The 25525-nt window shown below is 63.9% G+C and carries 18 protein-coding genes and 2 tRNA genes; 8 read left to right on the top strand and 12 right to left on the bottom strand.

What is annotated here, in order from left to right:
• Window position 1 precedes the first annotated feature (1 nt).
• Together BLR26_RS10180 and BLR26_RS10175 are read left to right on the top strand one after the other, a co-directional pair.
• Window positions 2–991, top strand: coding sequence for an ABC transporter ATP-binding protein (locus BLR26_RS10180; protein WP_093380365.1), 990 nt, complete (start codon window positions 2–4; stop codon window positions 989–991).
• Window positions 992–1016: 25 nt separating this feature from the next.
• On the top strand, window positions 1017–1670 hold the full coding sequence (locus BLR26_RS10175; RefSeq protein WP_093380363.1) for an HAD family hydrolase: 654 nt from the start codon (window positions 1017–1019) through the stop codon (window positions 1668–1670).
• Window positions 1671–1745: 75 nt separating this feature from the next.
• On the opposite strand, the gene BLR26_RS10170 is transcribed toward BLR26_RS10175, so the two are convergent.
• A complete protein-coding gene (locus BLR26_RS10170; RefSeq protein WP_093380360.1) occupies window positions 1746–2708 on the bottom strand; it encodes a zinc-binding dehydrogenase in 963 nt (320 codons plus the stop codon).
• Between the two features lie 140 nt (window positions 2709–2848).
• On the opposite strand from BLR26_RS10170, the gene BLR26_RS10165 reads away from it, so the two are divergent.
• Together BLR26_RS10165 and BLR26_RS10160 are read left to right on the top strand one after the other, a co-directional pair.
• Window positions 2849–4936 (top strand): carboxy terminal-processing peptidase, encoded by a 2088-nt coding sequence (locus tag BLR26_RS10165; RefSeq protein ID WP_176794227.1) that lies wholly within the window; start codon window positions 2849–2851, stop codon window positions 4934–4936.
• Between the two features lie 122 nt (window positions 4937–5058).
• Window positions 5059–6837 carry a bifunctional diguanylate cyclase/phosphodiesterase gene (locus BLR26_RS10160; protein ID WP_045195476.1) on the top strand — a complete coding sequence of 593 codons (1779 nt, stop codon included), beginning with the start codon at window positions 5059–5061 and terminating at the stop codon, window positions 6835–6837.
• On the opposite strand, the gene BLR26_RS10155 is transcribed toward BLR26_RS10160, so the two are convergent.
• The 8 genes from BLR26_RS10155 to BLR26_RS10120 all read right to left on the bottom strand — a co-directional run bounded on the left by BLR26_RS10155 (window position 6813) and on the right by BLR26_RS10120 (window position 17812).
• Window positions 6813–7184 (bottom strand): hypothetical protein, encoded by a 372-nt coding sequence (locus BLR26_RS10155; protein ID WP_010224211.1) that lies wholly within the window; start codon window positions 7182–7184, stop codon window positions 6813–6815. The two genes, BLR26_RS10160 and BLR26_RS10155, sit on opposite strands and share 25 nt — an antisense overlap.
• Window positions 7181–7519 carry a helix-turn-helix domain-containing protein gene (locus BLR26_RS10150; RefSeq protein WP_045195479.1) on the bottom strand — a complete coding sequence of 113 codons (339 nt, stop codon included), beginning with the start codon at window positions 7517–7519 and terminating at the stop codon, window positions 7181–7183. Before BLR26_RS10150 ends, BLR26_RS10155 begins: the two co-directional genes overlap by 4 nt.
• Before the next feature lie 98 nt (window positions 7520–7617).
• The gene (locus BLR26_RS10145) at window positions 7618–8058 is read right to left on the bottom strand and encodes a YkvA family protein (RefSeq protein ID WP_045195481.1); all 441 of its coding nucleotides are present in this window, start codon (window positions 8056–8058) and stop codon (window positions 7618–7620) included.
• Between the two features lie 280 nt (window positions 8059–8338).
• The gene (locus BLR26_RS10140; protein ID WP_045195483.1) at window positions 8339–9067 is read right to left on the bottom strand and encodes a BamJ family beta-barrel-assembly machinery protein; all 729 of its coding nucleotides are present in this window, start codon (window positions 9065–9067) and stop codon (window positions 8339–8341) included.
• Between the two features lie 220 nt (window positions 9068–9287).
• On the bottom strand, window positions 9288–10220 hold the full coding sequence (pcaQ, locus tag BLR26_RS10135) for a pca operon transcription factor PcaQ (protein ID WP_093380356.1): 933 nt from the start codon (window positions 10218–10220) through the stop codon (window positions 9288–9290).
• A 611-nt stretch (window positions 10221–10831) separates the two neighbouring features.
• Window positions 10832–11197 (bottom strand): nitrite reductase small subunit NirD, encoded by a 366-nt coding sequence (nirD, locus tag BLR26_RS10130; protein WP_093380354.1) that lies wholly within the window; start codon window positions 11195–11197, stop codon window positions 10832–10834.
• Window positions 11197–13755 carry a nitrite reductase large subunit NirB gene (gene nirB, locus BLR26_RS10125; protein WP_093380352.1) on the bottom strand — a complete coding sequence of 853 codons (2559 nt, stop codon included), beginning with the start codon at window positions 13753–13755 and terminating at the stop codon, window positions 11197–11199. Before nirB ends, nirD begins: the two co-directional genes overlap by 1 nt.
• Before the next feature lie 277 nt (window positions 13756–14032).
• Entirely contained in the window at window positions 14033–17812 is a 3780-nt protein-coding gene (locus tag BLR26_RS10120; protein ID WP_093380350.1) for a bifunctional nitrate reductase/sulfite reductase flavoprotein subunit alpha, read from the bottom strand.
• A gap of 296 nt (window positions 17813–18108) precedes the next feature.
• Here BLR26_RS10120 and map point away from each other — a divergent pair, with 296 nt between their 5' ends.
• From map to BLR26_RS10105, 3 genes are all read left to right on the top strand, one after another.
• Complete coding sequence (gene map / locus BLR26_RS10115; protein ID WP_045195491.1) at window positions 18109–18897, top strand: type I methionyl aminopeptidase; 789 nt, start codon at window positions 18109–18111, stop codon at window positions 18895–18897.
• Window positions 18898–18987: 90 nt separating this feature from the next.
• The gene (locus tag BLR26_RS10110) at window positions 18988–19683 is read left to right on the top strand and encodes a DUF1266 domain-containing protein (RefSeq protein ID WP_093380348.1); all 696 of its coding nucleotides are present in this window, start codon (window positions 18988–18990) and stop codon (window positions 19681–19683) included.
• The gene (locus BLR26_RS10105) at window positions 19680–22379 is read left to right on the top strand and encodes a DUF805 domain-containing protein (RefSeq protein ID WP_093380346.1); all 2700 of its coding nucleotides are present in this window, start codon (window positions 19680–19682) and stop codon (window positions 22377–22379) included. The genes BLR26_RS10110 and BLR26_RS10105 overlap by 4 nt, the downstream gene beginning before the upstream one ends.
• Here BLR26_RS10105 and BLR26_RS10100 read toward each other — a convergent pair.
• The 3 genes from BLR26_RS10100 to BLR26_RS10090 form a co-directional block, all read right to left on the bottom strand.
• Window positions 22373–24064 carry a molecular chaperone HscC gene (locus BLR26_RS10100; protein ID WP_093380344.1) on the bottom strand — a complete coding sequence of 564 codons (1692 nt, stop codon included), beginning with the start codon at window positions 24062–24064 and terminating at the stop codon, window positions 22373–22375. The two genes, BLR26_RS10105 and BLR26_RS10100, sit on opposite strands and share 7 nt — an antisense overlap.
• Before the next feature lie 157 nt (window positions 24065–24221).
• Window positions 24222–24298: transfer RNA gene (locus BLR26_RS10095), tRNA-Asp, on the bottom strand.
• A 16-nt stretch (window positions 24299–24314) separates the two neighbouring features.
• Window positions 24315–24390: transfer RNA gene (locus BLR26_RS10090), tRNA-Val, on the bottom strand.
• Window positions 24391–24550: 160 nt separating this feature from the next.
• Between BLR26_RS10090 and rdgC the strand changes: the two genes are divergently transcribed.
• On the top strand, window positions 24551–25471 hold the full coding sequence (rdgC, locus tag BLR26_RS10085) for a recombination-associated protein RdgC (protein ID WP_045195499.1): 921 nt from the start codon (window positions 24551–24553) through the stop codon (window positions 25469–25471).
• The last annotated feature ends 54 nt before the right edge of the window (window positions 25472–25525 follow it).

Raw genomic sequence — 25525 nt, 5'->3', positions numbered from 1 at the left:
TATGAGCTTTGTCAGCGTACAGAACCTGCAAAAAAGCTATGCCGGCAGCCCGGTGTTCAACGACATCAACTGCCAGATCGAACGCGGCGAATTCGTTACCCTGCTCGGCCCGTCCGGCTGCGGCAAGTCCACCCTGCTGCGCTGTATCGCCGGGCTGACCGCGGTGGACAGCGGGCGCATCTTGCTCGATGGCACCGACCTGGTGCCGCTCAGCCCGCAAAAACGCGGGATCGGCATGGTGTTCCAGAGCTATGCGCTGTTCCCCAACATGACCGTCGAACAGAACGTCGCCTTCGGCCTGCGCATGCAGAAGGTCAACAGCGACGACAGCCAGGCGCGGGTCCGCGAGGTACTGCAACTGGTCGAGCTGCAGGACTTCGCCCGGCGCTACCCGCACCAGTTGTCCGGCGGCCAGTGCCAGCGCGTGGCCCTGGCCCGCTCGCTGGTCACCCGCCCGCGCCTGCTGCTGCTCGACGAGCCGCTGTCGGCGCTGGATGCGCGGATTCGCAAGCACCTGCGCGAGCAGATCCGCGCGATCCAGCGCGAGCTGGGCCTGACCACCATCTTCGTCACCCACGACCAGGAAGAAGCGCTGACCATGTCCGATCGCATCTTCCTCATGAACCAGGGCCGCATCGTCCAGAGCGGCGATGCCGAAACCCTCTATACCGCGCCGGTGGACGTGTTCGCCGCAGGCTTTATCGGCAACTACAACCTGCTCGACGCCGACAGCGCCAGCCGCCTGCTGCAGCGCCCGGTGAACAGCCGCCTGGCAATTCGCCCGGAAGCCATCGCCCTGAGCCTGGACGGCGAGCGGGAGGGGCTGGTACGCAGCCACAGCCTGCTGGGCAACGTGATCCGCTACCGGGTTGAAGCGCGCGGGGTAGAATTGCTGGTCGATGTGCTCAACCGCTCGTCCGCCGACCTGCACCCGGACGGCCAGCGGGTATCCTTGTCGATCGATCCCACCGCCCTCTGCGAAGTCGCCTGAGGGTTGCACAGGAGTTTTTCTGAATATGGCACTCGCGATTTTCGATCTGGATGAAACCCTGATCCACGGTGACTGCGCCACGCTCTGGAGCGAGCAGATGGGCCGTCTGGGCTGGGTCGATCCAGCGTCTTTCATGCGCACCAACAACGAACTGATGGACGCCTACAGCCATGGCAAGCTGCGCATGGAAGACTACATGGCCTTCAGCCTGGAACCTTTGATCGGCCGCACCCCGGAAGAAGTCGAGCACCTTGTAGCGCCCTGGGTGGAAGATTTCATCGAACCGATCATCTTCAGCGACGCCACCAAGACCATCGCCGCCCACCGCAAGGCCGGCGACCGGATCCTGGTGATTTCGGCTTCCGGCACCCACCTGGTCAAGCCGATTGCCGAACGTCTGGGCATCGATGAGATTCTCGGCATTGAGCTGGAGGTTGAGCGCGGTGTTTACAACGGCAAGACCAAGGGCGTGCTGACCTACCGCGAAGGCAAGATCACCCGTTTGCTGGAATGGCTCGACCAGGAAGAAGAGAACCTTGAAGGCGCGAGTTTCTACTCGGATTCACGCAACGATTTGCCGTTGCTGCTGAAGGTGGATTTCCCGCATGTGGTCAATCCGGATCCGGTGTTGCGCGAGCAGGCCGAGACTCATGGCTGGCCGATTCATAGCTGGAAATGATTGAAGCCATCGCGGGGCAAGCCGCTCCTGTGGGAGCGGCGGTGCGACGACTCGACTTGACCCGCGATCGGCGGACTACACCAGACTCTCGTCAATAACCAACACCAGCTTGCCCGACACCTGATTGCCGGCAAGCTCGGCAAACGCCGCCTCGGCATCCTTGATCGGGAAGGCCCTGGCCAGTTGCGGCTTGAGCCGGCCTTCGCTGAACAGCGGCCACACTTGCTGGCCGAGGTCGCTGAGCAGGTCTGCCTTGAACTGGTCATCGCGGGTGCGCAAGGTCGAACCCAGGACCTGTATGCGCTTGCCCAGCAGTTGCGCCAGGTCCAGCTCGGCCTTGCGCCCGCCCATCAAGCCGATGATCACCCAGCGCCCGTCACGGGCCAGCAGCTTGAGGTTGAGCTCGGCATAGTTGGCGCCGACCGGGTCGAGAATCACGTTGAACGGGGCAAAGTCATTCAAAGCCTCGAGGTCTTCACCGCGAACCACGCCGCCGCTGGCCCCCAGGCCTTCGCAATAGGCCAGCCGCTCGGCCGAGCCGACGCTGACCCAGCACGGGCTGCCAAAGGCCTTGCACAGCTGGATCGCCGCCGAGCCGACACCGCTGGCCCCGGCATGCAGCAAGACTTTCTCACCGGGCTTGAGCGCGGCCAGCTGGAACACATTGAGCCAGGCCGTGGCATACACCTCGGGGATTGCCGCCGCTTCCTGCAGGCTCAAGCCCTCGGGCACCGGCAGTACGTGGCGGCCATCGACCACCACTTCCTCGGCCATGCCGCCACCGGCGAGCAAGGCACAGACCCGATCGCCGACCTGCCAGGAAGAACCGGCGCCCACTTCGCTGATCACCCCCGAGCACTCCAGGCCGAGAAATTCGCTGGCCCCCGGTGGTGGCGGGTAGAGCCCGGCACGCTGGAGCAGGTCGGCGCGATTGAGGCCGGCGGCGGCCACGCGAATTCGTACTTGACCGATATCGCAAGTTGGACTTGTCGTCGCAACCCACTCCACATGTCCGTCAACGCCTTGCAATGCCTTCACAGTGCCTCCATAGTTGAGTCATGACTGAGCCCGGGAGCTGTAGCCCCGGGCTTTTTGCATTATGCGTCCGGTTTTCATGGAACCGGCGAATTCAAAGACGGCCTAATATGCGTGATCAATTGTCCCTACGTCGAATCAGCATGAAGCATTTTCTGCCAAGCACCACCCTCGCCCTGTTGATCGGTCTGGGCAGTCTGCCATTGGCGGGCAGTGCATGGGCCGCCAACAGCTGGGATAAGCTCCAGCCCGACCGCGATGAAGTGGTCGCCAGCCTGAACGTGGTCGAGCTGCTCAAGCGCCACCACTACAGCAAGCCGCCGCTCAACGATGCGCGCTCGGTGATCATCTACGACAGCTACCTCAAACTCCTTGATCCTGCGCGCAGCTACTTCACTGCCAGCGACATCGCCGAGTTCGACAAGTGGAAGACCCAGTTCGACGATTTCCTCAAAAGCGGCAATCTCGACCCCGGCTTCACCATCTACAAGCGCTACCTGGACCGGGTCAAATCGCGCCTGGACTTCGCCCTCGCCGAGCTGAGCAAGGGCGTCGACAACTTCGACTTCACCACCCATGAGACCTTGCTGATCGATCGCAAGGACGCCCCGTGGATGAAGAACCAGGCCGAGCTCGACGACCTCTGGCGCAAACGCGTCAAGGATGAAGTGCTGCGCCTGAAGATTGCCGGCAAAGAACCCAAGGCAATCCAGGAACTGCTGACCAAGCGCTACAAGAACCAGCTCACGCGCCTGGACCAGACCCGCGCCGAAGACATCTTCCAGGCCTATATCAACACCTTCGCCCAGTCCTACGACCCGCACACCAACTACCTGTCGCCCGACAATGCAGAAAACTTCGATATCAACATGAGCCTGTCGCTCGAAGGTATCGGCGCCGTACTGCAAAGCGACAACGATCAGGTCAAGATCGTGCGCCTGGTGCCGGCCGGCCCTGCGGCCAAAACCAAATTGGTAGCTCCGGCCGACAAGATCATCGGCGTGGCCCAGGGCAACAAGGAAATGGTCGACGTGATCGGCTGGCGCCTGGACGAAGTGGTCAAGCTGATCCGCGGGCCGAAAGGTTCGGTGGTGCGCCTGGAAATCATCCCGGCCAGCAACGCCCCTAACGACCAGACCACCAAGATCGTGCCGATCACCCGTGAAGCGGTGAAACTCGAAGAGCAGGCGGCGAAAAAGTCGGTGCTCAAGCTCAAGCAGGACGGCCGTGACTACAAGCTCGGAATCATCGAGATTCCGGCCTTCTACCTCGACTTCAAGGCCTTCCGCGCCGGCGATCCGGAGTACAAGAGCACCACCCGCGACGTTAAAAAACTGCTGACCGAACTGCAGAAGGAAAAAGTCGACGGCGTGGTCATCGACCTGCGCAACAACGGCGGCGGCTCGCTGCAGGAAGCCACCGAGCTGACCAGCCTGTTCATCGACAAGGGCCCGACGGTGCTGGTGCGCAACAGCGACGGCCGCGTCGACGTGCTTGAAGACGAAAACAGCGGCGCCTTCTACAAAGGCCCGCTGGCACTGGTGGTCAACCGCCTGTCGGCCTCGGCTTCGGAGATTTTCGCCGGCGCCATGCAGGACTATCACCGTGCGCTGATCCTCGGCGGGCAGACCTTCGGCAAAGGCACGGTGCAAACCATCCAGCCGCTCAATCATGGCGAGCTGAAGCTGACCCTGGCCAAGTTCTACCGGGTTTCCGGGCAGAGCACCCAGCACCAGGGCGTGCTGCCGGACATCGACTACCCGTCGATCATCGACACCAAGGAAATCGGTGAAAGCGCCCTGCCCGAAGCCATGCCATGGGACACCATCCGCCCGGCGATCAAGCCTGCGGTCGACCCGTTCAAGCCGTTCCTGGCCCAGCTCAAGGCCCGTCACGACAGCCGTACGGCCAAGGATCCGGAGTTCGTCTACATCCGCGACCGCCTGGCCCTGACCCAGAAGCTGATGAACGAGAAAACCGTCAGCCTCAACGAGGCCGAACGCCGTGCCCAGCACGCCGATATCGAAAGCAAGCAGCTGGCGCTGGAAAACACCCGACGCAAGGCCAAGGGCGAAGAACCGCTCAAGGAACTGAAGAAGGAAGACGAAGACGCGCTGCCGGTCGAGCCGGACGATACCAAGCCCGAAGACGACGCCTACCTGAAGGAGTCCGGGTTGATCCTGCTGGACTACCTGGGGCTGAATTCGCAGGTGGCGCGCAACAACCCGTAAACCGGTGATGGCAAAATAATGTGACCGCGCTTCATTGCGTCATCAAATAGTCATCAGACTGTCGTGAAATAAGGGACTGAGCGCCGCGGGTGCTCAGTCCCTTTTTTCTAGGTAGGCCTGCCATGACCATCAACGAACAGCTCAGCGCGTTGAGCACCATCCTGGCTCAAAGCGGCTTGCACAGCCTGTTCCAACCCATTGTCTGCCTTTCCGAACGGCGCATCCTCGGCTACGAAGCGCTGAGCCGCGGCCCGTCCAACAGCCCGCTGCATTCGCCGATCAACCTGTTTGCCGTGGCCCGCCAGGCCGGGCGCCTGACCGAGCTGGAAGTGGCCTGCCGCGAGAGCGCCTGCCGGCGCTTCAGCCAGCAGAACCTTGAAGGCAAGCTGTTCCTCAACGTCTCACCCGAGTCCCTGCTCGAACCGCAGTACCAGTCCGGGCGCACCCTGAAGATGCTCCACGAGCTGGGCGTGCCGCCCAGCCGGGTAGTGATCGAGCTCACCGAACAGACCCCCACCGACGATTTCCAGCTGCTGTTCAACGCCCTGCACCACTACCGCGACATGGGCTTTTCCATCGCCCTGGATGATCTGGGGGCCGGTTATTCGAGCCTGCGCCTGTGGTCGGAGCTGCGCCCGGACTACGTCAAGATCGACCGTCACTTCATCGACGGCATTCACCTGGATGCGGTCAAGCGCGAGTTCGTCGGCTCGATCCTGCAGATCGCCCGGGCCTCGCGGGCCCAGGTGATTGCCGAAGGCATCGAGCTGGCCGAAGAGCTCAAGGTGCTCACCGAGATGGGCGTCGACCTGGTCCAGGGCTACCTGCTGGGCCGCCCGCAGGAACAGGCGGCGCGCGATGTGCAAAGCATGCTCGGGCAGCCGGTACAGGCGCTGCAGAGCCTCAATGAAGACAGCGGCAACCTCGCCGCGCTACTGATCGAACAACCGGCGGTGAACCGCGAGGCGCCCACCCCGCAGGTGCTGGAACTGTTTCGCAGCCAGGCCAACCTCAATTCCCTGGCGGTGCTCGACGCGCATGGGCAGCCGTGCGGCATCGTTCATCGCCATTCGCTCTCCGACGCGCTGCTCAAGCCGTTTGCCACCGACCTGTTCGCGCGCAAGCCGATCAGCCGCTTGATGAGCGATGACTTTCTCGCCGTGGATCTGGGCCAATCGCTGCAACAGGTCAGCCGCCTGCTCACCAGCCGCGCCCGCCAGCGCATCGAGGAAGATTTCATCATCACCCACAACGGCCGCTACCTGGGCCTGGGGCGGGTGATCGACGTGCTCAAGCTGATCACCGAGCAGAAGATCCAACAGGCCCGCTATGCCAACCCGCTGACCCTGCTGCCGGGCAACGTACCGATCCAGCAATGCCTGACTCGCCTGCTGCAACAGCAACGCGCAGCGGCGATCTGCTACGTCGATATCGACAGCTTCAAGCCGTTCAACGATATCTACGGGTATGCCCGTGGCGATGAGGTATTGCTGTGCCTGGCCCAGTGCCTGGGCGAACGGGTCGACCCCAGCCGCGATTTCGTCGGCCATATCGGCGGCGACGATTTCATGCTTGTGCTCGGCTCAGATGATTGGCAACAACGCTTGCAGTTGTTGCTGGAGGACTTTCACAAACAGTGCCGGCGCTTCTACCGGGCCGAGCACCTGCAGGCCGGGTGCTTCATCGCCACCGACCGCCAGGGCCGGCGCCAGGAATTTGCCCTGCTGTCGTTGTCGATCGGCGTGGTGCAGTTGCACCCGCAAGCCTGTGCCGGGCTCGATGCCGGGCAACTGGCGGAGTTGGCCTCACAGGCCAAGCACCAGGCCAAGGATGTGCCTGGGCACAGCCTGTACCTGATCGATACCGCCCCTGGCGCTCAGGCTTCTTCGTGTTCGGGGTAGCTGTACTCGAACACCCGCACCACTTCCGAGGCGTGCCAGGAGGCTGCGGCCATGCCATCGGACGGGCCGGAGAAGCGCCCCAGGCGCTCGACGCATTCGAAGAACCCGGTGCGCGGCAAGCGGCTCGCGCCCTGGCTGATCACCAGCGAGCTGCGCAGCGGCTGCTCGGCGCGGGCGTCGAGCGCGGCCAGGTGCTCCAGCGCCGCGGTCAGCGTTTGCATGGCCGGGCTGGGCAATTGCAGACGCTCGAGCAAGGCCCGGTAGGTCAGCAGGTGGCGCTGGCGGCGGGCGACATCCAGCTCGCCGAGCAGGCCTTCCCAGTGCTGGCGGCTGATGCGCACGCTCACGACGGCTCGCTCCAGCCAGCCACACCCAGCTCCCAGGCCAGGCTGCGGCGAATCGCGGCATCCGGCTGGCGTTCACCGCTTTCGATCAGCGCCAGGTACACCGGGCTGATACCGACGCTGCGCGCCAGTTGCTCCGGCGCCAGGCCCTTGCCCTCACGCAAACGCGCCAGCTCGCTGAAATTCGGCAAGCTGGCGCTGTCGGTGGCGCTTGAAGCTGTGTTTGCGCCGGCAAGTGGCTCGCCTTGCCCGGCTGCTTTAAGCAGTGCCTGGTACTGCTCCCAGGGAACAACCGCGTACTCGGGTTGACCGTCCCGGCTGATGACCTGAATACCCATTACAACCCCCTTGTAGGATTACGATATGTAATCGGTAGGCATAATCCTTATGCCAATTATATTACCAGCCAACAAGGGTGTGCAGGGTCGTGATGTGATCAGCTTTTTTCCTGTTCCAGGCGCAGGGCTTCGGGGGTGTCGGGCAGGCGCTCGACCACCCGCAGTTTTTCCGGTGCCTGGCGGTTGCGCCAGGCGCTGAACGCGGCCAGTTCATCAGACACCGCCTTCATCACCCAGGCCAGCACGGCGATGTCGTCGAGCATGCCGACGCCCAGCAGCCAGTCGGGGATCGCATCCAGCGGGCTGACAAAATACAGCAGCCCCGCCACCACGGTGATCAGTGCCTTGGGGCTGATTGCCCGGTACTCGCCGCGCCACCAGGCCAGGCACAGCGCCTGCATCAGGCGCACGTCCTCGCGCAGTTTGCCCAGCCGCGGACCTTTGCGCGCCACGGCAAAAATCAACGCCGGCAAACGCCCGCGGCTGAGCAGGCGCTCGGCCAGGGGCAGAAATCGGGCGAAATTCCACGGTGCTTTCATACGGCCTCCAGGGCCAGTGCCAAGGAAGGTTATCCACAATAATTGTGGATAACCTTGTGAACAGAGCTCAGTTTCAGGCTCAAGGCGCCCGCCCGGCAAGGGTCCGGGTTAAATCGGGCGTTTTTTACACACCTGTTTCAATTGCGCAAACGTTTTGCCCGCTGCGCCCTGATTCATCAACAGTTGCAGTGACTAAGACCGTGCATGGCCCTATGGGTTCGGTAAAACCCAGAAACGACAACGCCCCGTCGAGACGGGGCGTTGCAGGTATCAGCTGGCCTTACTCGGCAGCTGGATCGGCAGGCTCTTCAGCCTTGGCCGGGTCCTTGATGGCGATCAGTTCCAGATCGAACACCAGCACCGAGTTGGCCGGAATGGTCGGGCTCGGGCTCTGCGCGCCGTAAGCGAGGTCGGACGGGATGTACAGCTTGTACTTCTCGCCGACGTGCATCAGTTGCAGGCCTTCGACCCAACCCGGGATCACGCCGCTGACCGGCAGGTCGATCGGGCTGCCACGCTCGACGGAGCTGTCGAAGACCTTGCCGTCGATCAGCTTGCCTTCGTAGTGGACGGTAACCACGTCAGTCGGCTTTGGCTGGGCGCCGTCGGCCTTCTTGATGACTTCGTACTGCAGGCCCGAAGCGGTGGTGACCACGCCAGCCTTCTTGCCGTTTTCTTCGAGGAATTTCTTGCCGGCGGCAGCCGACTCTTCGCTCATTTTCACCAGGCGCTCTTCAGCGCGCTTCTGCAAGGCCGAGAAGGCTTCAACCAGCTCTTCGTCCTTGATCTTCTGTTCTTTCTTGCCAACGGCGTCTTCGATACCTTGAGCGACAGCTTTCGAATCAAGGTCGTCCATGCCTTCCTGAGCCAGGCTTTTGCCCATGTTCAGGCCAATACCGTAGGAGGCTTTCTGTGCCGGAGTCTTCAGCTCGACGCTGGTCTGCGAATCGCAACCCGCCAGTACCAGGCTAACCAGGGCAACCGCAGCCGCCAACCGATGCTGTTTCATGCTATTTCCTTGTTCATGCGCCAATAGGGCAATCGAGTAAAGCCGCGAGCTTATCAGGCGGCCACGACCAATGGCTACCGGCATGAGAGCAAGAAAACCCGGATAAGTTCAGCCAGATTAAACCTTCTTCATCCTCGGCTGCAGCCAGTGGCCAGTATTGACGGGACCGGGCGGTTGGGCAAATCCGCCGATGAGGTTTTGTAGCAGTTTGTATCGACGCTCAGGGATAACCGCCGTCGCGGTACTGCGCCGCCACTTCGCGCAAAACTTCGCACAGCCACTGTGCCGGCAAGGCCAGCGGCAAGGCGGCATTGCTGCAGATGCCGACCGAGCCGCCCGGCTCGCTGACGCCCAGGTCCAGCTCGCACAATTCACCCCGGCTGAGGTCGACGCGCACCGCATCGCGTGGCGCCACCCAGACCGCATCGCTGCCCTGTACATAACGACGGCTGAGGGCCGGCGACAGGGTTTCCAGGCGCTGCACGGGTTGCTCGATGGCGCACTGCACGAACAGACTGTCGGCGTGCTTGCGGATGGTCGTGCCGGCCAGCGGCAACACCAGCGGGTAGCGCCCGACCTGGCTGCGCTCGAGCGGCTGGCGGCCAAGCAAAGGATGGCCAGGGCGCACGACCAGCGACATCGACTCGCTGTACAGGTGCTCGAACATCAGCCCCTGGATCTGCGGGCTGTCGGTCATGCGCCCGATCACTAGGTCCAGCTCACCGACGTGCAACTGCCCCAGCAGGTGCGCGCTGGGGCCGGTGGCGACGCTGACCACCAACGCCTCATGGCGCTGGTGCAGACGGCACAGCACTTCGGGCATCAGCAGGCTTTCGACGGTCGACAGCACGCCGACCCGCACCTGCGGCGGCGCATGCTCTTCACCGCGCAAGGTGCTGACGCCTTCGCGCAAGGCCTGCACGCTGGGGCCGGCGTAGCGCATGAAACGCACCCCGGCCGGGGTCAGCTCGACGCCCTGCTTGCTGCGCTCGAACAGCCGCGTTTCAAGCAGCGCTTCAAGCTCCTTGAGGGTCTTGGAGATCGCTGGCTGACTGATCGCCATGGCATCGGCGGCCTTGGCGAAACTGCCCTGGCGGGCGATTTCGAGAAAGCACAGCAGGTGGCGGAATTTGATCCGGGTGTCGAGGTTCATCCGGGGAGTTTATCGGGGCTCGGCCCGGACTGCGACCGCTTCGCGCTCGATCGCGTGGCAAGGCCCGCTCCTACAGGTCCGGTGCATGCAGGCCTATTGTGGGAGCAACTGTCTTAAGCAGCTTGCAAGTATTGGGGCAGCCAGGCTGTGTTTGAGCTGATCCATTTGATGATGAGGCGCTGCCGGCGCCTTCCGCCCTTACGGCGGGTCACTTTTGCTTGGCGGCAAAAGTAACCAAAAACGCCCTGTCCCTTCATCGGCCCTGCGCTGCGCTCCGGGTTCCGTCCTTCCACCCTTGCTCCCGTGGGGGCGCGCCGAAGGGCCGTCCCTGGCCCTGCGGCGCTCGCCGGCCATCCATGGCCGTCGCCCCACTACGCAAGGGTTCCACTCGGCCTTCTGCAAGGGACGATCGGTGGCGCCTGCAATTACGTACATCTAGAAGCAGAGCGCTTTTTTGCTTTCGCTTCTCGTGCATCGCCGGTCCATTCGCCGACAAGACGCAAAGGTGAAGTGTGAGCAGCATCGCCAATGGATCAGCTCGCGCCTCTAAAGGCCTACGCTACCTGTGGGAGCGGCGGTGCGGCGACCCGACTTGACCCGCGATGAGGCCATCAACAGCGGCCCAATTCCACCTGCTCGCCACTGATGCGCACCGGCCACACCTGCAACGCCTGCTGCGGATCCTCCAGGCAGCGCCCATCGCGCAAACAAAAATGCTGCTTGTACAACGGCGCCGCCACCACCAGCTCGCCCTTGAGCTCGCCCACCAATCCACGACCAATCACATTGGCCCCGGACTTGGGGTCATGGTTGTCGACGGCGAACACCGGCGTGGCCTGCCCGGGCAGGTAGAACAGCGCCACCTGGCGCCCTTCGAACCACACCACCACCCCCGACTGGGCGACCAGGTCGGCACGGCTGCAAACCCTCTGCCAGGGTTGCGCTTGAACACTTACTGCTGCATTGGACGGGCTCATCAAAGCACCTCCTCGGTGGTCGGGATCAAGTGAAGTTCGCCGGCGCCGATGGGCCGGCGCTGGCCGCGTTCGCGGACAAAGTGCACACCCGGGTCGGGGCGCTGGTCGTTGACGAAGGTGCGAAAGCGCTTGAGCTTTTCAGGGTCTTTCAGGGCGTTGGCCCACTCGCATTCGTAGCGCTCGACCACCAGCTGCATTTGCGCTTCGAGCTCTGCGCCAAGGCCCAGGCTGTCGTCGAGGATCACCTGCTTGAGGTAGTCCAGCCCGCCCTCCAGGCTCTCGCGCCACACCGAGGTGCGCTGCAGCTTGTCAGCGGTGCGAATGTAGAACATCAGCACGCGGTCGATGGTGCGGATCAGGCTAGCGTCGTCCAGGTCGGTGGCGAACAGTTCGGCATGGCGCGGGCGCATGCCGCCGTTGCCGCAGATGTACAGGTTCCAGCCCTTCTCGGTGGCGATCACGCCGATGTCCTTGCTCTGCGCCTCGGCGCATTCGCGGGTGCAGCCGGACACCGCGAACTTGAGCTTGTGCGGCGAACGCAGGCCCTTGTAGCGGTCTTCCAGGGTCAGGGCCATCTGCACGCTGTCCTGCACGCCATAACGGCACCAGGTGCTGCCGACGCAGGATTTCACCGTACGCGTCGACTTGCCGTAGGCATGGCCGGTCTCGAAGCCTGCGCCAATCAGCTCGGCCCAGATCTCGGGCAATTCGTGCAGTTGGGCGCCGAACAGGTCGATGCGCTGGCCGCCGGTGATCTTGGTGTAGAGGTCGTACTTTTTCGCCACTTCGCCGATGACGATCAGCTTCTCGGGGGTGATCTCGCCGCCGGGAATCCGCGGCACCACCGAGTAGGTGCCGTTCTTCTGCATATTGGCCATGAAGGTGTCGTTGGTGTCCTGCAGCGGCACCAGCGACGGCTCCATGATCGGCTGGTTCCAGCACGAGGCGAGGATCGAGCCGACCGTGGGTTTGCAGATATCGCAGCCGACGTGCCCGCGTCCATGCTTGGCGAGCATCTCGTCGAAACTGACAATGCCTTCGACCCGCACCAGCGCGTAGAGCTCCTGGCGGGTGTAGGCGAAGTGTTCGCACAGGCTCTTGTCGACGCTGACGCCGCGGGCGATCAATTCATGCTCGAAGACCTGCTTGAGCAGCGCCGCACAACCACCACAACCGGTGCAGGCCTTGGTCTGCTGCTTGAGCTGGCCAAGCTCGCCGCAGCCACTGTCGATGGCGGCGCAGATCGCGCCCTTGCTGACGTTATGGCAGGAGCAGATAGTCGCGCTGGCGGGCAAGGCATCAGCGCCCAGTGCCGGCGCGCCGGCCGACTGCGGCAGGATCAGCGCGGCCGGATCGGCGGGCAGGGCAATGCTGTTCTGCACGAATTGCAGCAGGGTGTCGTAATAGCTGTTGTCGCCAACCAGCACCGCGCCGGTCACCCGTTTGCCACTGCCATCGACCACCAGCCGGCGGTAGGCCGACGCCGCTTCGTCGATAAAGCGATAGCTGCGCGCACCCGGGGTCACGCCGTGGGCATCACCAATGGAGCCGACATCGACACCGAGCAGCTTGAGCTTGGTCGACATGTCGGCCCCGGTAAAACTGCCCGCGTCTTCACCGGCCAGCGTCGCCGCCACTGTACGCGCCATGCTGTAGCCCGGCGCCACCAGGCCGAACACGCTGCCGTTCCACGACGCGCATTCGCCGATGGCGAAGATCCGCGGGTCGCTGCTGCGGCACGCGCTGTCGATCACCACACCGCCGCGTTGGGCGATTTCCAGGCCACTGCTGCGGCCCAGGGCATCCTGCGGGCGGATACCGGCGGAGAACACGACAAGGTCGGTTTCAAGGAACTCGCCGCCCTCGAAGTTCATCCGGTAGCGATAGTCTTCACCGGCAACAATGGCCTGGGTCGCCCGCGACAGGTGCACGCCAACCCCCAGAGCTTCGATCTGCGCCCGCAAGGCCGCGCCGCCCTCGCCATCCAGTTGCACCGGCATAAGGCGCGGGGCGAACTCCACCACGTGGGCTTCCAGGCCCAGCGACTTCAAGGCATTGGCCGCTTCCAGGCCGAGCAGGCCGCCACCGACCACCACCCCACGGCGAGCGCTGGCGGCCGCGGTGCGGATCGCATCGAGATCATCAAGGGTGCGATAGACCAGCCGCGCCGCCCCTTGCGAGCCTTCAATGGGCGGCACGAACGGATAGGAGCCGGTGGCCAGCACCAGTTGATCGTAAGGGTAGCGCCCGGCGCAGGTGACCACCTCGCAGCGTTCGCGGTCGATCTCCAGCACCGGCTCGCCCAGGTGCAAGTCAATGCCGTGCCGGGTGTACAAGCCTGCCTCGCCCAGGGCCAGGGTTTCGGCATCGCTGCCACTGAAGTATTCCGACAGGTGCACGCGGTCGTAGGCGCGCTGGCGCTCTTCACCGAACACCCGCACCTGGAAACGGCCCAGGGCACCGCGTTCGATCAGTTGCTCGACGCAGTGATGACCGACCATGCCGTTGCCGACGATGATCAGCTGTTGCCGCGCTTCGATGCTGGTAAACCCATTCATACCCGTTCCTCACTCAAGGCCAATCACGCTGGCTTTGCTGCTGGGGGCCAACCCCGAAAAACAAAAAAAGGCGCCTGGAGCCGAAGCTCCAGGCGCCTTTGCCTGGTCGTTTTTTGTAGTCCCGGTTGCGAATCGCCATTGACCCGCGAGGACGTTGTAAATCTGTAAAAGCAGGGAGCGTGCCAACTGCCAAAGCCTTTGAAACCGGGGCTTGCGCGCGATCCACTGGCGCCGTTATCGACCCAGGCTGGTGCAGCGCTCCCCCTTATGGGGCACTTCAGTACACGTCACGCAGGTAACGCTTGGCGCGATTCAGTTCGCCGACATAAGCCTCGGCCCGTTCCACACTCATGCCACCGTGCTGCTGCACCAGTTGCTTGAGCGCCGTATCAACATCGCGGGCCATGCGCCCGGCATCGCCACAGATATAGAAGTGCGCGCCCTCCTCCAGCCAGCGCCACAGCTCGGCACCCTGCTCAAGCATGCGCTGCTGCACGTAGATCTTCTGCGCCTGGTCGCGGGAGAAGGCGGTGTCCAGGCGGGTCAGGTGACCGTCGCGCTGCCAGGCCAGCAACTCGTCGCGGTAGTAGAAATCGGTGGCCGCCTGCTGCTCGCCGAACAGCAGCCAGTTACGACCGTGGGCCCCTTCGGCCTGACGTTCCTGCAGGAACGCGCGAAACGGCGCCACACCGGTGCCGGGGCCGACCATGATCACCGGCGCCGTGCTGTCGCCGGGCAGGCGAAAGTGTGTGGTCGGCTGCGCGAATATCTCGACCCGGCCAGGCTCGCTGCGGTCGGCCAGGTAGGTCGAGCACACGCCCTTGCGCTGGCCGTAACGGACAGTGGAAACCGTCAGGTGCACTTGATCCGGATGCAGCTTCTGGCTTGAGCTGATCGAGTACAGCCGCGGCTGCATGGGTTTGAGCAGGTCGAGCCAAGCCTGCAGGCTCAGTTGGGGCTTGCACGCATGCACCAGGTCGATCAGTTGTTTGCCCCACAGCCAGTCCTTGAGCGCAGCCTTGTTGTGCGGCTCAAGCAATGCGCGCAGTTGCGCATCACCCGGGGCGAAAGCCTCGAGCAACTGCGGGGTAATGCGGGCGATCTCCAGGTGCTCAAGCAATGCCTCGGCCAAGGGCATGTCGGCCTGGCCCTTGAGGCTGACGCAGTGCCCGCCATCGAAGCGGGTTGCGGTCAGTAGCTCATCGACCAGCGCCGGACAGTTGCGCGGCCATACACCCAAGGCGTCGCCGGCGTGATAGGTGAACCCGCTGTCGCCCAGATCGAACACCAGTTGCCGGGTTTCCTTGACCGCGCCAGGGCCGTTAAGCAGGCGGTTGCCGACCAGGGTGGCTGGCAACGGCCGGGTCTTGCTGAAACCGCTGGCCGTTGGCGTTGGCGCTTCGAGCAGCAGTTCGCCGTGGCCCAGTTTGCCCAGCAGTGCCTGCAGCCATTGCCCCGTCGATTCATGCAAATCGCCCTCGCAATCGACCCGTTCCAGCAAGCGCTTGGCGCCCAGTTCGGCCAGGCGCTGATCGAGCTTACGACCAAAGCCGCAGAACTGCTCGTAGCTGGAATCCCCCAGGGCCAGTACCGCATAAGGCACGCCGACGCAGCGTTGGGCATGCTCGCCATGCAGGCCGCGCCAGAACGCCGCGCCGCTGTCCGGCGCATCGCCGTCGCCGAAGGTACTGGCGATCAGCAGCAGGCTGGCGGGGCGGTCCAGTTGCTCCAGGGCCAGGTCTTGCATGCAACTCAACTGCACCGGCAAGCCGACCTGGCGCAGGCGTGCGGCGCACTGCTCGGCCAGGGCCTGACTGTTGCCGGTCTGCGAAGCCCAGAGCAGCAGGTGCTGGTCCTGCACTGCCATGGTTTGACGATCGATCTGGGTGGCGTTGATGCGCTCGCCGGCAACCCGGCTCAGGGCCACCGCGCAGTACTTGAAGGCCGGTTGCAGCGACAGCGGATCGACCGCGTCGCTGGTGACGGCATTGATCGCCAGGTTCTCGCCATAAACGTCGTTCCAGTGAAACGGCGCAAAGCAGTTGCCCGGCAGCACCCGAGCGGTAATCCGTGCCGGCAGCAGCGCCTGCCCGCGTCGGGAGCGGATCTGCACCTGATCCTTGTCAGCGATGCCCAGGCGCTCGGCATCGTCCGGGTGAATCTCTACGAACGGCCCGGGGTCGAGCTTGTTCAGCGCCGCCACCTTGCCGGTCTTGGTCAGGGTGTGCCACTGGTGCTGGACCCGACCAGTGTTGAGCACCAGCGGAAATTCGGCGTCCGGCAGCTCGGCGGCGGGCAGCCAGGGCCGGGCGAAAAAGCGTGCCTTGCCGCTGCGAGTGGGGAAGGCAATGGCCGGTACTTCGCCTTGGCCGTCGTGGCGCAGGGCCTGGCTGACGCCGTCGTTGCGATAGCGCAACGGGCTGCGGTCATTGTTGCGCCCAGGCTCACACGGCCACTGCCGCGGCGCCTCACGCAAACCGGCGTAGCTGACGCCGCGCACATCGTAACCGGTGGCCGGGTTCCAGGCCTGGCGCAGCTCGTCGAACACCGCTTCGGCATTGGCGTAACTGAAGGCCTCGGCGTAACCCATGGCGCAAGCGATTCGGGCGATGATCTGCCAGTCGGGCAGGCTCTCGCCCGGCGCCTCGACGGCCTGGTTCATCAGGGTCAGGTTGCGCTCGGAATTGACCATCACCCCCTCGCCCTCGGCCCACAGCGCGGCGGGCAGGAGGATATCGGCGTAACGGTTGGTCTCGGTGTCGAGAAAGGCGTCCTGGGTGATCACCAGCTCAGCCGCCTGCAACCCTTCGATCACCTGCTGGCGATTGGCGACGCTGGCCACCGGGTTGCTGCAGATGATCCAGCAGGCCTTGACCTGCCCGGCGGCGAGGTTTTCGAACAGCGCCACCGTGCCGTCACCGGCTTCGCTGCGCAGGCTGCCAGCGGGAATCTGCCACAGTTGCTCGACAAAGGCGCGATCGCGATCGACCAATGCCGAACGCTGCCCCGGCAAGCCCGGGCCCATATAGCCCATTTCTCGCCCGCCCATGGCGTTGGGCTGGCCGGTCAGCGAGAACGGCCCGCTGCCCGGCCGACAGATAGCACCAGTGGCCAGGTGCAGGTTGCACAGGGCGTTGCTGTGCCAGGTGCCATGGATGCTCTGGTTCAGGCCCATGGTCCAGCAACTCATCCACTCCGGGGCCTGGCCGATCCACTTGGCGGCCTGGCGGATATCGGCCTCGCTCAGCCCGGTGAGGGCGGCAACTCGCTCAGGTGTGTAGTCCTGCAAAAAGGCCGGCATGTCCTCCCAGCCTTCGGTGTAGCGCTGGATGAACTCGGCGTCGCACTGGCCGTTTTCCAGCAGCAGGTAGAGCAGGCCGTTGAGCAGCGCCAGGTCGCTGCCCGGTTTGATCTGCAGGAACAAATCGGCCTTGTCGGCGGTGGCGCTGCGCCGCGGGTCAACGACGATCAACCGGGCCCCGGCCTTGAGCCGGTCGAGCAGGCGCAAAAACAGGATCGGGTGACAATCGGCCATGTTCGCGCCGATCACCAGGAACACCTCGGCGCGGTCGAAATCCTGGTAGCTGCCCGGCGGCCCGTCGGCGCCCAGCGACAGCTTGTAGCCGCTGCTGGCGCTGGCCATGCACAGGCGCGAGTTGGACTCGACATGGCGGCTGCGGACAAAGCCCTTGGCCAGTTTGTTGATCAGGTACTGGGCCTCCAGCGACATCTGCCCGGAGACATAAAAGCCCAGGGCGTCCGGGCCATACTTATCAATGATCGCCCACAGGCGCCGGGCCGCCTGTTCAATAGCGGTGTCGATGGCGCGCTGCACCGGGTCGCGCTGGCGCTGCTCGCGCACATAGGCATGCGTCATGCGCCCGGACGCACTCAACGGTTGATGGGCGGTGAGGCCCTTGGTGCACAGGCGGCCAAAGTTGCTGGGGTGCTGTTTGTCGCCACTGATCTTGGTCACCCGCCCGTCTTCGACGTTCATGACGATGCCACAACCGACGCCACAATACGGGCACACGCTGCGCACGCTGGTGCTGCTCATCGGCCTACCTCCTGATTGCGCAAACAAAAAGGCGCCCTGCTGCCCCGGCCTGAATGAACCAGCGGGGGCAACACGGCGCCTTTGTCGTGAACGGGGCAATCTGCGTTGATTGCCGGATGCTCAGGCTGTAGCAAGGGTCGCGCCACAATTGGCAGCGCCTTGTGCGGCGCGGTTCAGGCGTTCAGGGCGCCTGCCCGGCCGCACCGCATTGGGCCGGCCTGCACCATCGGATGGCACAGCCAGCGGGCCAGGCCTTATCATGGGCAGACATTCCGAGAGATGAAAAACCTCCTCCCATGAACCAAGTGGTTTTGAAAAACGCCGAACAACTGGCCCTGATGCGCAATGCCGGGCAATTGCTCAGCCAGGTGTTCGCCCACCTCGACAGCTTCATTGCTCCCGGGGTCAGCACCCTGCAGATCAACGACCGGGCCGAGGCCTTTATCGTCGATGTGCTCAAGGCGCGCCCGGCGAGCAAGGGCCAGTACGGTTTTGCCTATTCGCTCAATACCTCGGTCGACCATGTGGTGTGCCACGGCGTGCCGCATGCCGATGAGGTGCTCAAGGCCGGCTCGATCGTCAACGTCGACATTACCCTGGAACAAGGCGGCTACATTGCCGACTCGTCGAAGATGTACTGCCTGGGGCAGATCGATGCAGCCGCCCAGCGACTGGTCGACACCACCTATGCCGCGCTCTGGCAAGGCATTCGCCAGGTGCGTCCGGGCGCGACCCTGGGCGATATCGGCCACGCCATCCAGCGCCATGCCGAGGCAGCGGGCTACAACGTGGTGCGCGAATACTGCGGCCACGGCATCGGCCGGCAGATGCACGAGGCGCCCGAGGTTCTGCATTACGGGCACAAGGGCAGCGGCCTGCAGCTCAAGCCGGGGATGGTGTTTACCATCGAACCGATGATCAACCAGGGCGGGCGCGGGGTGCGCACGCTCAAGGACGGCTGGACGGTGATCACCCGCGACCGCAGCCTGTCCGCGCAATGGGAGCACACCATCGCCGTCACCGCTGAAGGTTTCGAAGTGCTGACCCTGCGCGAAGAAGAGCGCGCCATGCTGGTCCACGCTTAAGTCAGTTTGCCGCGCACCACGCGGCTCTCTACAATCCGCGCCATTACGGCCGGCACCCGCACATTTTCCTACCGGCCCCGGAGCTTTTTCATGGAAGAAATCGAGCAGCACTGGCTGTACGCCCTTTCCGCCCCCATGGCCGCCCTCAACGGCGCCAGCTACACCGCCGCGACCTACTTCGAGACTTACGACGAAGACGAGACCGACCTCAAGAAGTGGTGGGGCATCCACAATCGCCAGGAGCTGCTGAACATGCTCAGCATGGCCGACACCGGCCATGCCCTGGAGCTCAAGGACGCCTATTGGCAAGCCGCCCGCTGCCTGCCCAGCGAATGGCCGCAGGTGCTCGAAGCGCTGACCCCGCGCCAGCGCATCCAGTACGAATTCGCCCGGCGCACCCTCGGCGACTGCGGCCAGGGTGGCGTGCGCGCCTGGGACCTGGGACGCATGGGCTACCTGCTGCGTGCCGGGTTGCGCAAAGGCTACCTGAGCATTCATGAAAGCCACTATCTGCAAGGCCGCCTGGCCGTGCGCGCCCGCCACTACTACAACGGCTGGGACCGCTACCTGGCCGGCTACCTGTTCGGCAAGGCGCTGTGGAACTGCTCCAGCGCCAGCGACGAAGAACTGGCGCAATGCCTGGAGCGCCAGGGCAGCGAACACTGGAACCGCTGCATCATGATGAACCTGAGCCACGACGCCCTGGGCTTTTTCGCCAGCATCCCCTGGGACCTGCCGCTGAACCTGCCGGAACGCCCTGACACCCTGCAAGGAGGCTGGTCATGAGTTGCTGGATTCACCTGGGCATCGAGCCGACCAACGATCCCGATGTCATCCGCGGCGCCTACCGCGCACTGCTGCCGCAGCACCACCCGGAAACCGACCCGCAGGGTTTCCAGGCCTTGCGCGAGGCTTACGAGCACGCCCTGCGCCTGGCCCGCGACGAGCCGGATGAGGCCGCTGAGGATGCACAGCACGACGATTCGGCGCCGGTGCGCAATGCCCTGATCGAACAGACCATGAGCGACTTTTCCAAGTTGCTCGGCGACCCTGCCCGCCGCTTCGATCCCCCGGCCTGGCAGGCCTTCATCGATGGTTTCAGCGGCCTGACCCTGGGTGACCAGGAGCAGGTCAGCTGGCACTTGCTGTACCGGCTGATGGAAACCGGGCCGTTGTCGCACGCCTGCGTGCAACTGATGGCCCGGCACCTGGGCTGGGAAAACGAAGTGCTGCGCCTGGAAGATCCGCGCCAGGCTGACGAATTCCTCGAGCGCATCAGCGAACCGGACCCGTTCGACACCAGCTTGATGAAGCATTGGTCGATGCCAGTGCAAGTCGAAACCCTGTGGTATGCCCGGAACCTGGATTTCCTCTACCACACCCGGCCGCTGTTCGAGTTCGAAAGCTTCGTCAGCCTGCACACCTGCCAGCCGTTCCCGGATGACCCGGCCTATATCCAGCGCCTGCTGGTCAAGCTGTGCCAGGCCGGCATCGGCAGCAGCAGCTTCTTTGCCCTGATCGCCGAACAGCAACGCCAGGCGCCGGACGATATCGACCTGCTGTACCTGCTCGCCTGCCAGGCCAGCGACACCGGCCAGGAAGAACTCGCCCGCCAGTGCTGGACCCGCCTGTGGCGCGAGCACCAGCATCCGGAAGCCGCACGCTGGCTGCTCAACCTGTGCGCCAAGCATCAACCGCAGCGCTTGGCGCTGTTGATCCAGGCCCTCGACCGCCTGGAGCCGGTGTATGAATGGCCGCAAGACCTCAACGATCCGGCACAGATCTGGGGCAGCCCGTCGCAGCGCCCGGAAACCCTGACGCGCTGGTTCGACGCCGCCCGTGACGAGCAGGAAGGTATCGCCGGCGAGTTCATCAAGTGGCGCCTGGACGGCAAGGACGAACTGCCGCTGCTGGCCTGGCTGCTCGACGACCAACTGGATCGCCAGCTGCAGCGCCTGTACCGCCACGCGTGGGCCCTGCACCGCGGTGACAGTGGCCTGCTGCGACAGATCATGGCCGAGCCGCTGGGCGACGATCCGCTCGACCAGCTGATTATCGAAGGCTTCAAGTACCAGGCCGAACAGCAGTTGCGCTGGCTCGAGCAGTCACCGCTGGCCCTGGCCCTGACCGCCTTTATCAACAGCCCGGCGGCGCAACCGCAACTGCCCGAGGTGCTGCAGGAAGGCCCATGCCAGACAGTCGCCCGCGACTGGCTGCGGCGCATGCGCAGCTACCCGGCCGCCACCCTGCCGAAGCTGACCGCGCTGATCAAGCCGGCCAACCTGATGCCGACGCCTTTTGCCCTGCAGCTGCTGTCCGACCTCGCCGAAGCCGGCATCGAACTGCCACGCCCGCCTGCCGACGACGGCCTGTGGACCTGGCACCGGCAGAACCTGTTCATGCTTGCCCTGGTCGAACAGCCCGAGCGTTGGCTGGCGATGGTGCCGGCGCAGTTGCTGGCCAGCCTGCCCTACCCGGCGGAGCATCCGTTCGCCCGCCTGCAGCAACTGTTGCTGCGCCTGCAAAGCCAGCAAGGCAATGTCGATGGCCTGCTCGGCTGGCTGGATGACAACGATCCGCTGCAGTGCTTTATCGGCCAGCGCCTGTCGACCGTGCAACAAGCCCTGGACAGCGCCAAGCTGCCCAGCAACCTGAAACTCTACGCCTGCCTTGAGAACGACCCGCGCGCCTTTGATGAAGACGTGCTGGGCATGATGGTGCTATGCGCCGTCCTCTATCACGACCCGACCCTGAACGCCGAACAGCATGGCAGCCTGCTGCGACGCATCTCTACCTTGACCTGCCCGGATGACTGGTTCGAGCCGTTTCGCAACGGCCTGATCAAGGGCGAGCCGGTGCGCCCGCCACGCAAGGTGCTGGAAGAAGACGAACTGATCAACAGCACGCTGTTCTACAGCATGCTCGACAGCCTCAAGGACCTGGCCCGCTACGGCCGCGCCGGGGTACCGCGGGCCAAAGTGCTCAAAGAGCTGCAGCGCGGCAAGGATTACCCGGGCATGGACGCCGGCATTCGCGCAGCGATCACCGCCTTGCTGTCGTGGTCCGAACGCCTGCTGCTGGAAAACTCCGGCAGCCAGCCGGTACCGGCCTCGCACCTGTGGAAACTGGGCAGCCGCCTGGGCCGCAAGGGTTATGGTGTGCAGGTGGCCGTGAGTGTCCTTCTCGGGCCGATCCTGACCTTGATGGCCGGCAGCGCGATCGAGCAGATATTCTTCGGCCTGCTGTTCGTCGGTGTGCTTGGCAGCGCCACGCTGCGCCGCCTGCACGACATTGGCCGGGGCATCCCGATGATGATCATCTTCGTGATGCTGATCCCGTTCCTGCAGTTCTTGCCGCTGGTGCTGTTGCTGCTGCCGGGCGAACCGCTGCCCAACCGCTACGGCGTGCCGCCCGGCAATCAGCCGCAGGACACCTTGGAGGGTGGCCTGCAGGCCGCCCTGCGGCGGCTCAACGGTCAGTAACGCATGTCGTCCAGCGCCTCGATCAGGCGCTGGCGGGCCCCGGCGATCTCGCTTGACTCCTGGCCGGCCAGGATCGCGCTGAACTCTTTGAGCCAGTCGCCGATCGCATCGCGCTCAGGCCCCAGGCTCTGCGCCCAGGCCCGCTCCAGGCGGGCCAGCAAGGTGCGGTTGGGCAAGGCGTCGCGCGGGTGGATCTTCAGCCCGGCCAGGCGCTCATGGCTGGCCTGGCGCGCCTCGTCGTCAAGCCCGGTGGGGCTGCGATCGATCACGTGGCAGAATTGCTCGCGCGTCTGCGGCAAGGTCACATCGACTTCCAGCAGGCCGTTGATGTCATAACTGAAGCGCACGTCCAGGCGCTGGATCTTGCCGTTGGGGGTCAGCGGGATCGTGAAGGCGTCGACAAAGATGTTGTCTTCGACCCACGGCCGTTCACCTTGGTAGACACGGATGCTGATGGCTTTTTGCTCAACATGGGTGCTGTAGAACGGCTTGATCCGTGAGGTCGGGATCACCGTATTGCGGTCGATGATCGGCGCAAAGATCTCGGTCTGGTAGTCGCCATCCATTGCCGCAATTCCCAGGGTGTAGGGGCAGACATCGGTGAGGATCAGCTCTTCGATCGCCGAATCGCGCGCCTTGCATGCCGCCTGGGTGGCAGCACCGAGGGCAACGATGGTGTCCGGGTCGAGGTGGCGGTAAGGCAGGCGGCCAAACAGGGTCGAGACCATCTGCTGGACCACCGGCATGCGCGTGGCGCCGCCGACCAGCACCAGGCTGTCGAGGTCACTGGCACGCAGCCGCGCATCGCGCAGGGCCTGCTCGATCGGCGCGCGAATCCGCGCCAGCAACGGCGCCCAGATCTTCTGCGCGCGGGCTTCATCCAGCAGCCACTGGCGGCTGACGCCATCACCGTTCCAGCTCAGGTGCTGCTCGCCTTCGCCCAGCTTGCACTTGAGCTGCTCGATGGCGTCGGCAAGGCTGGCCAGGGCCTGGGGCGCGAGCATCGTCGGCTTGAGCTGCCAGTCTTGCAGGCAGGCCTGAAGCAAAGCGCCGGTAAAGTCTTCGCCACCGAGGAAGTTGTCGCCGGTCGAGGCATGCACCTCGATCAACGGCAGCGCGTATTCCAGCACCGTGACGTCGAAGGTGCCGCCACCGAGGTCGAAAATCAGCGTGCGTTCGAACTTCTGCTCGTGCAGGCCGTAGGCCATGGCCGCGGCGGTCGGTTCGTTGATCAGGCGCTGGACTTTCAGCCCGGCAAGCTCGGCGGCAAAGCTGGTGCGCTTGCGCTGCTCGTCGCTGAAATAGGCCGGTACGGAAATCACCGCTTCGCTGATCGGGCAGCCGAGGAAGGCTTCGGCATCAGCCTTGAGCGCACCGAGCACCAGCGCCGAGAGCTCTTCCGGGCTGAAGGCCTGCTCACCGAGGCTGATCTTTTTTTCGCTGCCCATGAAACGCTTGAAGGCAGCAGCCGTGCGTTGCGGGTGGGTGGTCAGGCGTGAACGTGCGGCCTTGCCAACCAGGATGCTGCCGTCTTCGTCGAGGCTGACCACTGAAGGCGTGAGCACGTCGCCCAGGGCGTTGGGGATCAGTTGTGCCCGGCCGTCCTGCCAGACCGCCACCAGGCTGTTGGTGGTACCCAGGTCGATACCCAGCATTGGCGCCGGGGAGGTGCTTGCATCCTGCATGTGTGATCTCTTGCTCAGAAGTGGGGCTGGCACGGAGAAAAACAGTAGCGTCCCAGCGTACTGGTGGATTCTGGACGAATTCCAGAAACAAAAAAAGCGACCCTAAGGTCGCTTTCTTTGTGGCTTCAGGGTGTTCAGTGGGCCCTGAAGCTAAATATGGCGCAGCGGACGGGACTCGAACCCGCGACCCCCGGCGTGACAGGCCGGTATTCTAACCGACTGAACTACCGCTGCGCGATACACTGAGAAGTGGTGGGTGATGACGGGATCGAACCGCCGACCCTCTGCTTGTAAGGCAGATGCTCTCCCAGCTGAGCTAATCACCCTTCGTCTCGGTGTGGCGCGCATTCTACGGAGCACCGAACACTCTGGCAAGCACTTTTTTAAAAAAATTTTTCAGGCGTTCCAAAGACTTAGCGGTGCTTGGCCTGAAGCGCCCGCTCGGAGTTTAATGCCCTCCTTATGTGTTGAGGAGAGATTCACCCCATGTGGTTCAAAAACCTGCTGACCTACCGCCTGACCCAGGACATCCCGTTCGACCCCGAGGCACTGGAAACCGCTCTGGCCAGCAAGCCGGCTCGCCCCTGCGCCAGCCAGGAGTTGACCACGTACGGCTTCGTCGCCCCGTTCGGCAAAGGTGAAGACGCGCCTCTGGTGCATGTCAGCGGTGACTTCCTGCTGATCGCCGCGCGTAAAGAAGAACGCATTTTGCCCGGCAGCGTCGTGCGCGATGCGGTTAAAGAGAAGATCGACGAGATCGAAGCCGAGCAGATGCGCAAGGTCTATAAGAAGGAGCGTGACCAGATCAAGGACGAGATCATCCAGGCCTTCCTGCCGCGTGCCTTTATCCGCCGCTCGATGATTTTCGCCGCCATCGCCCCCAAGCAAGGCCTGATCCTGGTCAACTCGGCCAGCGCCAAGCGTGCCGAAGACCTGCTGTCGACCCTGCGTGAAGTCATCGGCTCGCTGCCGGTGCGCCCGGTGACCGTCAAGATCGCCCCGAGCGCGACCATGACCGACTGGGTCAAAACCCAGCAAGCGGCGCCGGACTTCTATGTACTGGACGAGTGCGAGCTGCGCGACACCCATGAAGACGGCGGTATCGTCCGCTGCAAGCGCCAGGATTTGACCAGCGACGAGATCCAGCTGCACCTGGGTACCGGCAAGGTGGTCACGCAACTGTCGCTGGCCTGGCAGGACAAACTGTCGTTCGTGCTCGACGACAAGATGGTCATCAAGCGCCTGCGCTTTGAAGAACTGCTGCAGGACCAGGCCGAAGAAGACGGCGGCGACGAGGCCCTGGGCCAGCTCGATGCCAGCTTCACCCTGATGATGCTGACCTTTGGCGAGTTCCTGCCGGCGCTGTTCGAGGCATTGGGCGGGGAAGAGATCCCACAGGGGATCTGACTTTAAGCTTCAAGCTTCAAGCTTCAAGCTGCAAGAAAGAGCAACAGCCACCCG

Source organism: Pseudomonas sp. UC 17F4, assembly GCF_900101695.1.
Classification (GTDB): domain Bacteria; phylum Pseudomonadota; class Gammaproteobacteria; order Pseudomonadales; family Pseudomonadaceae; genus Aquipseudomonas.
This window is presented reverse-complemented; position numbering and strand designations above follow the sequence as displayed.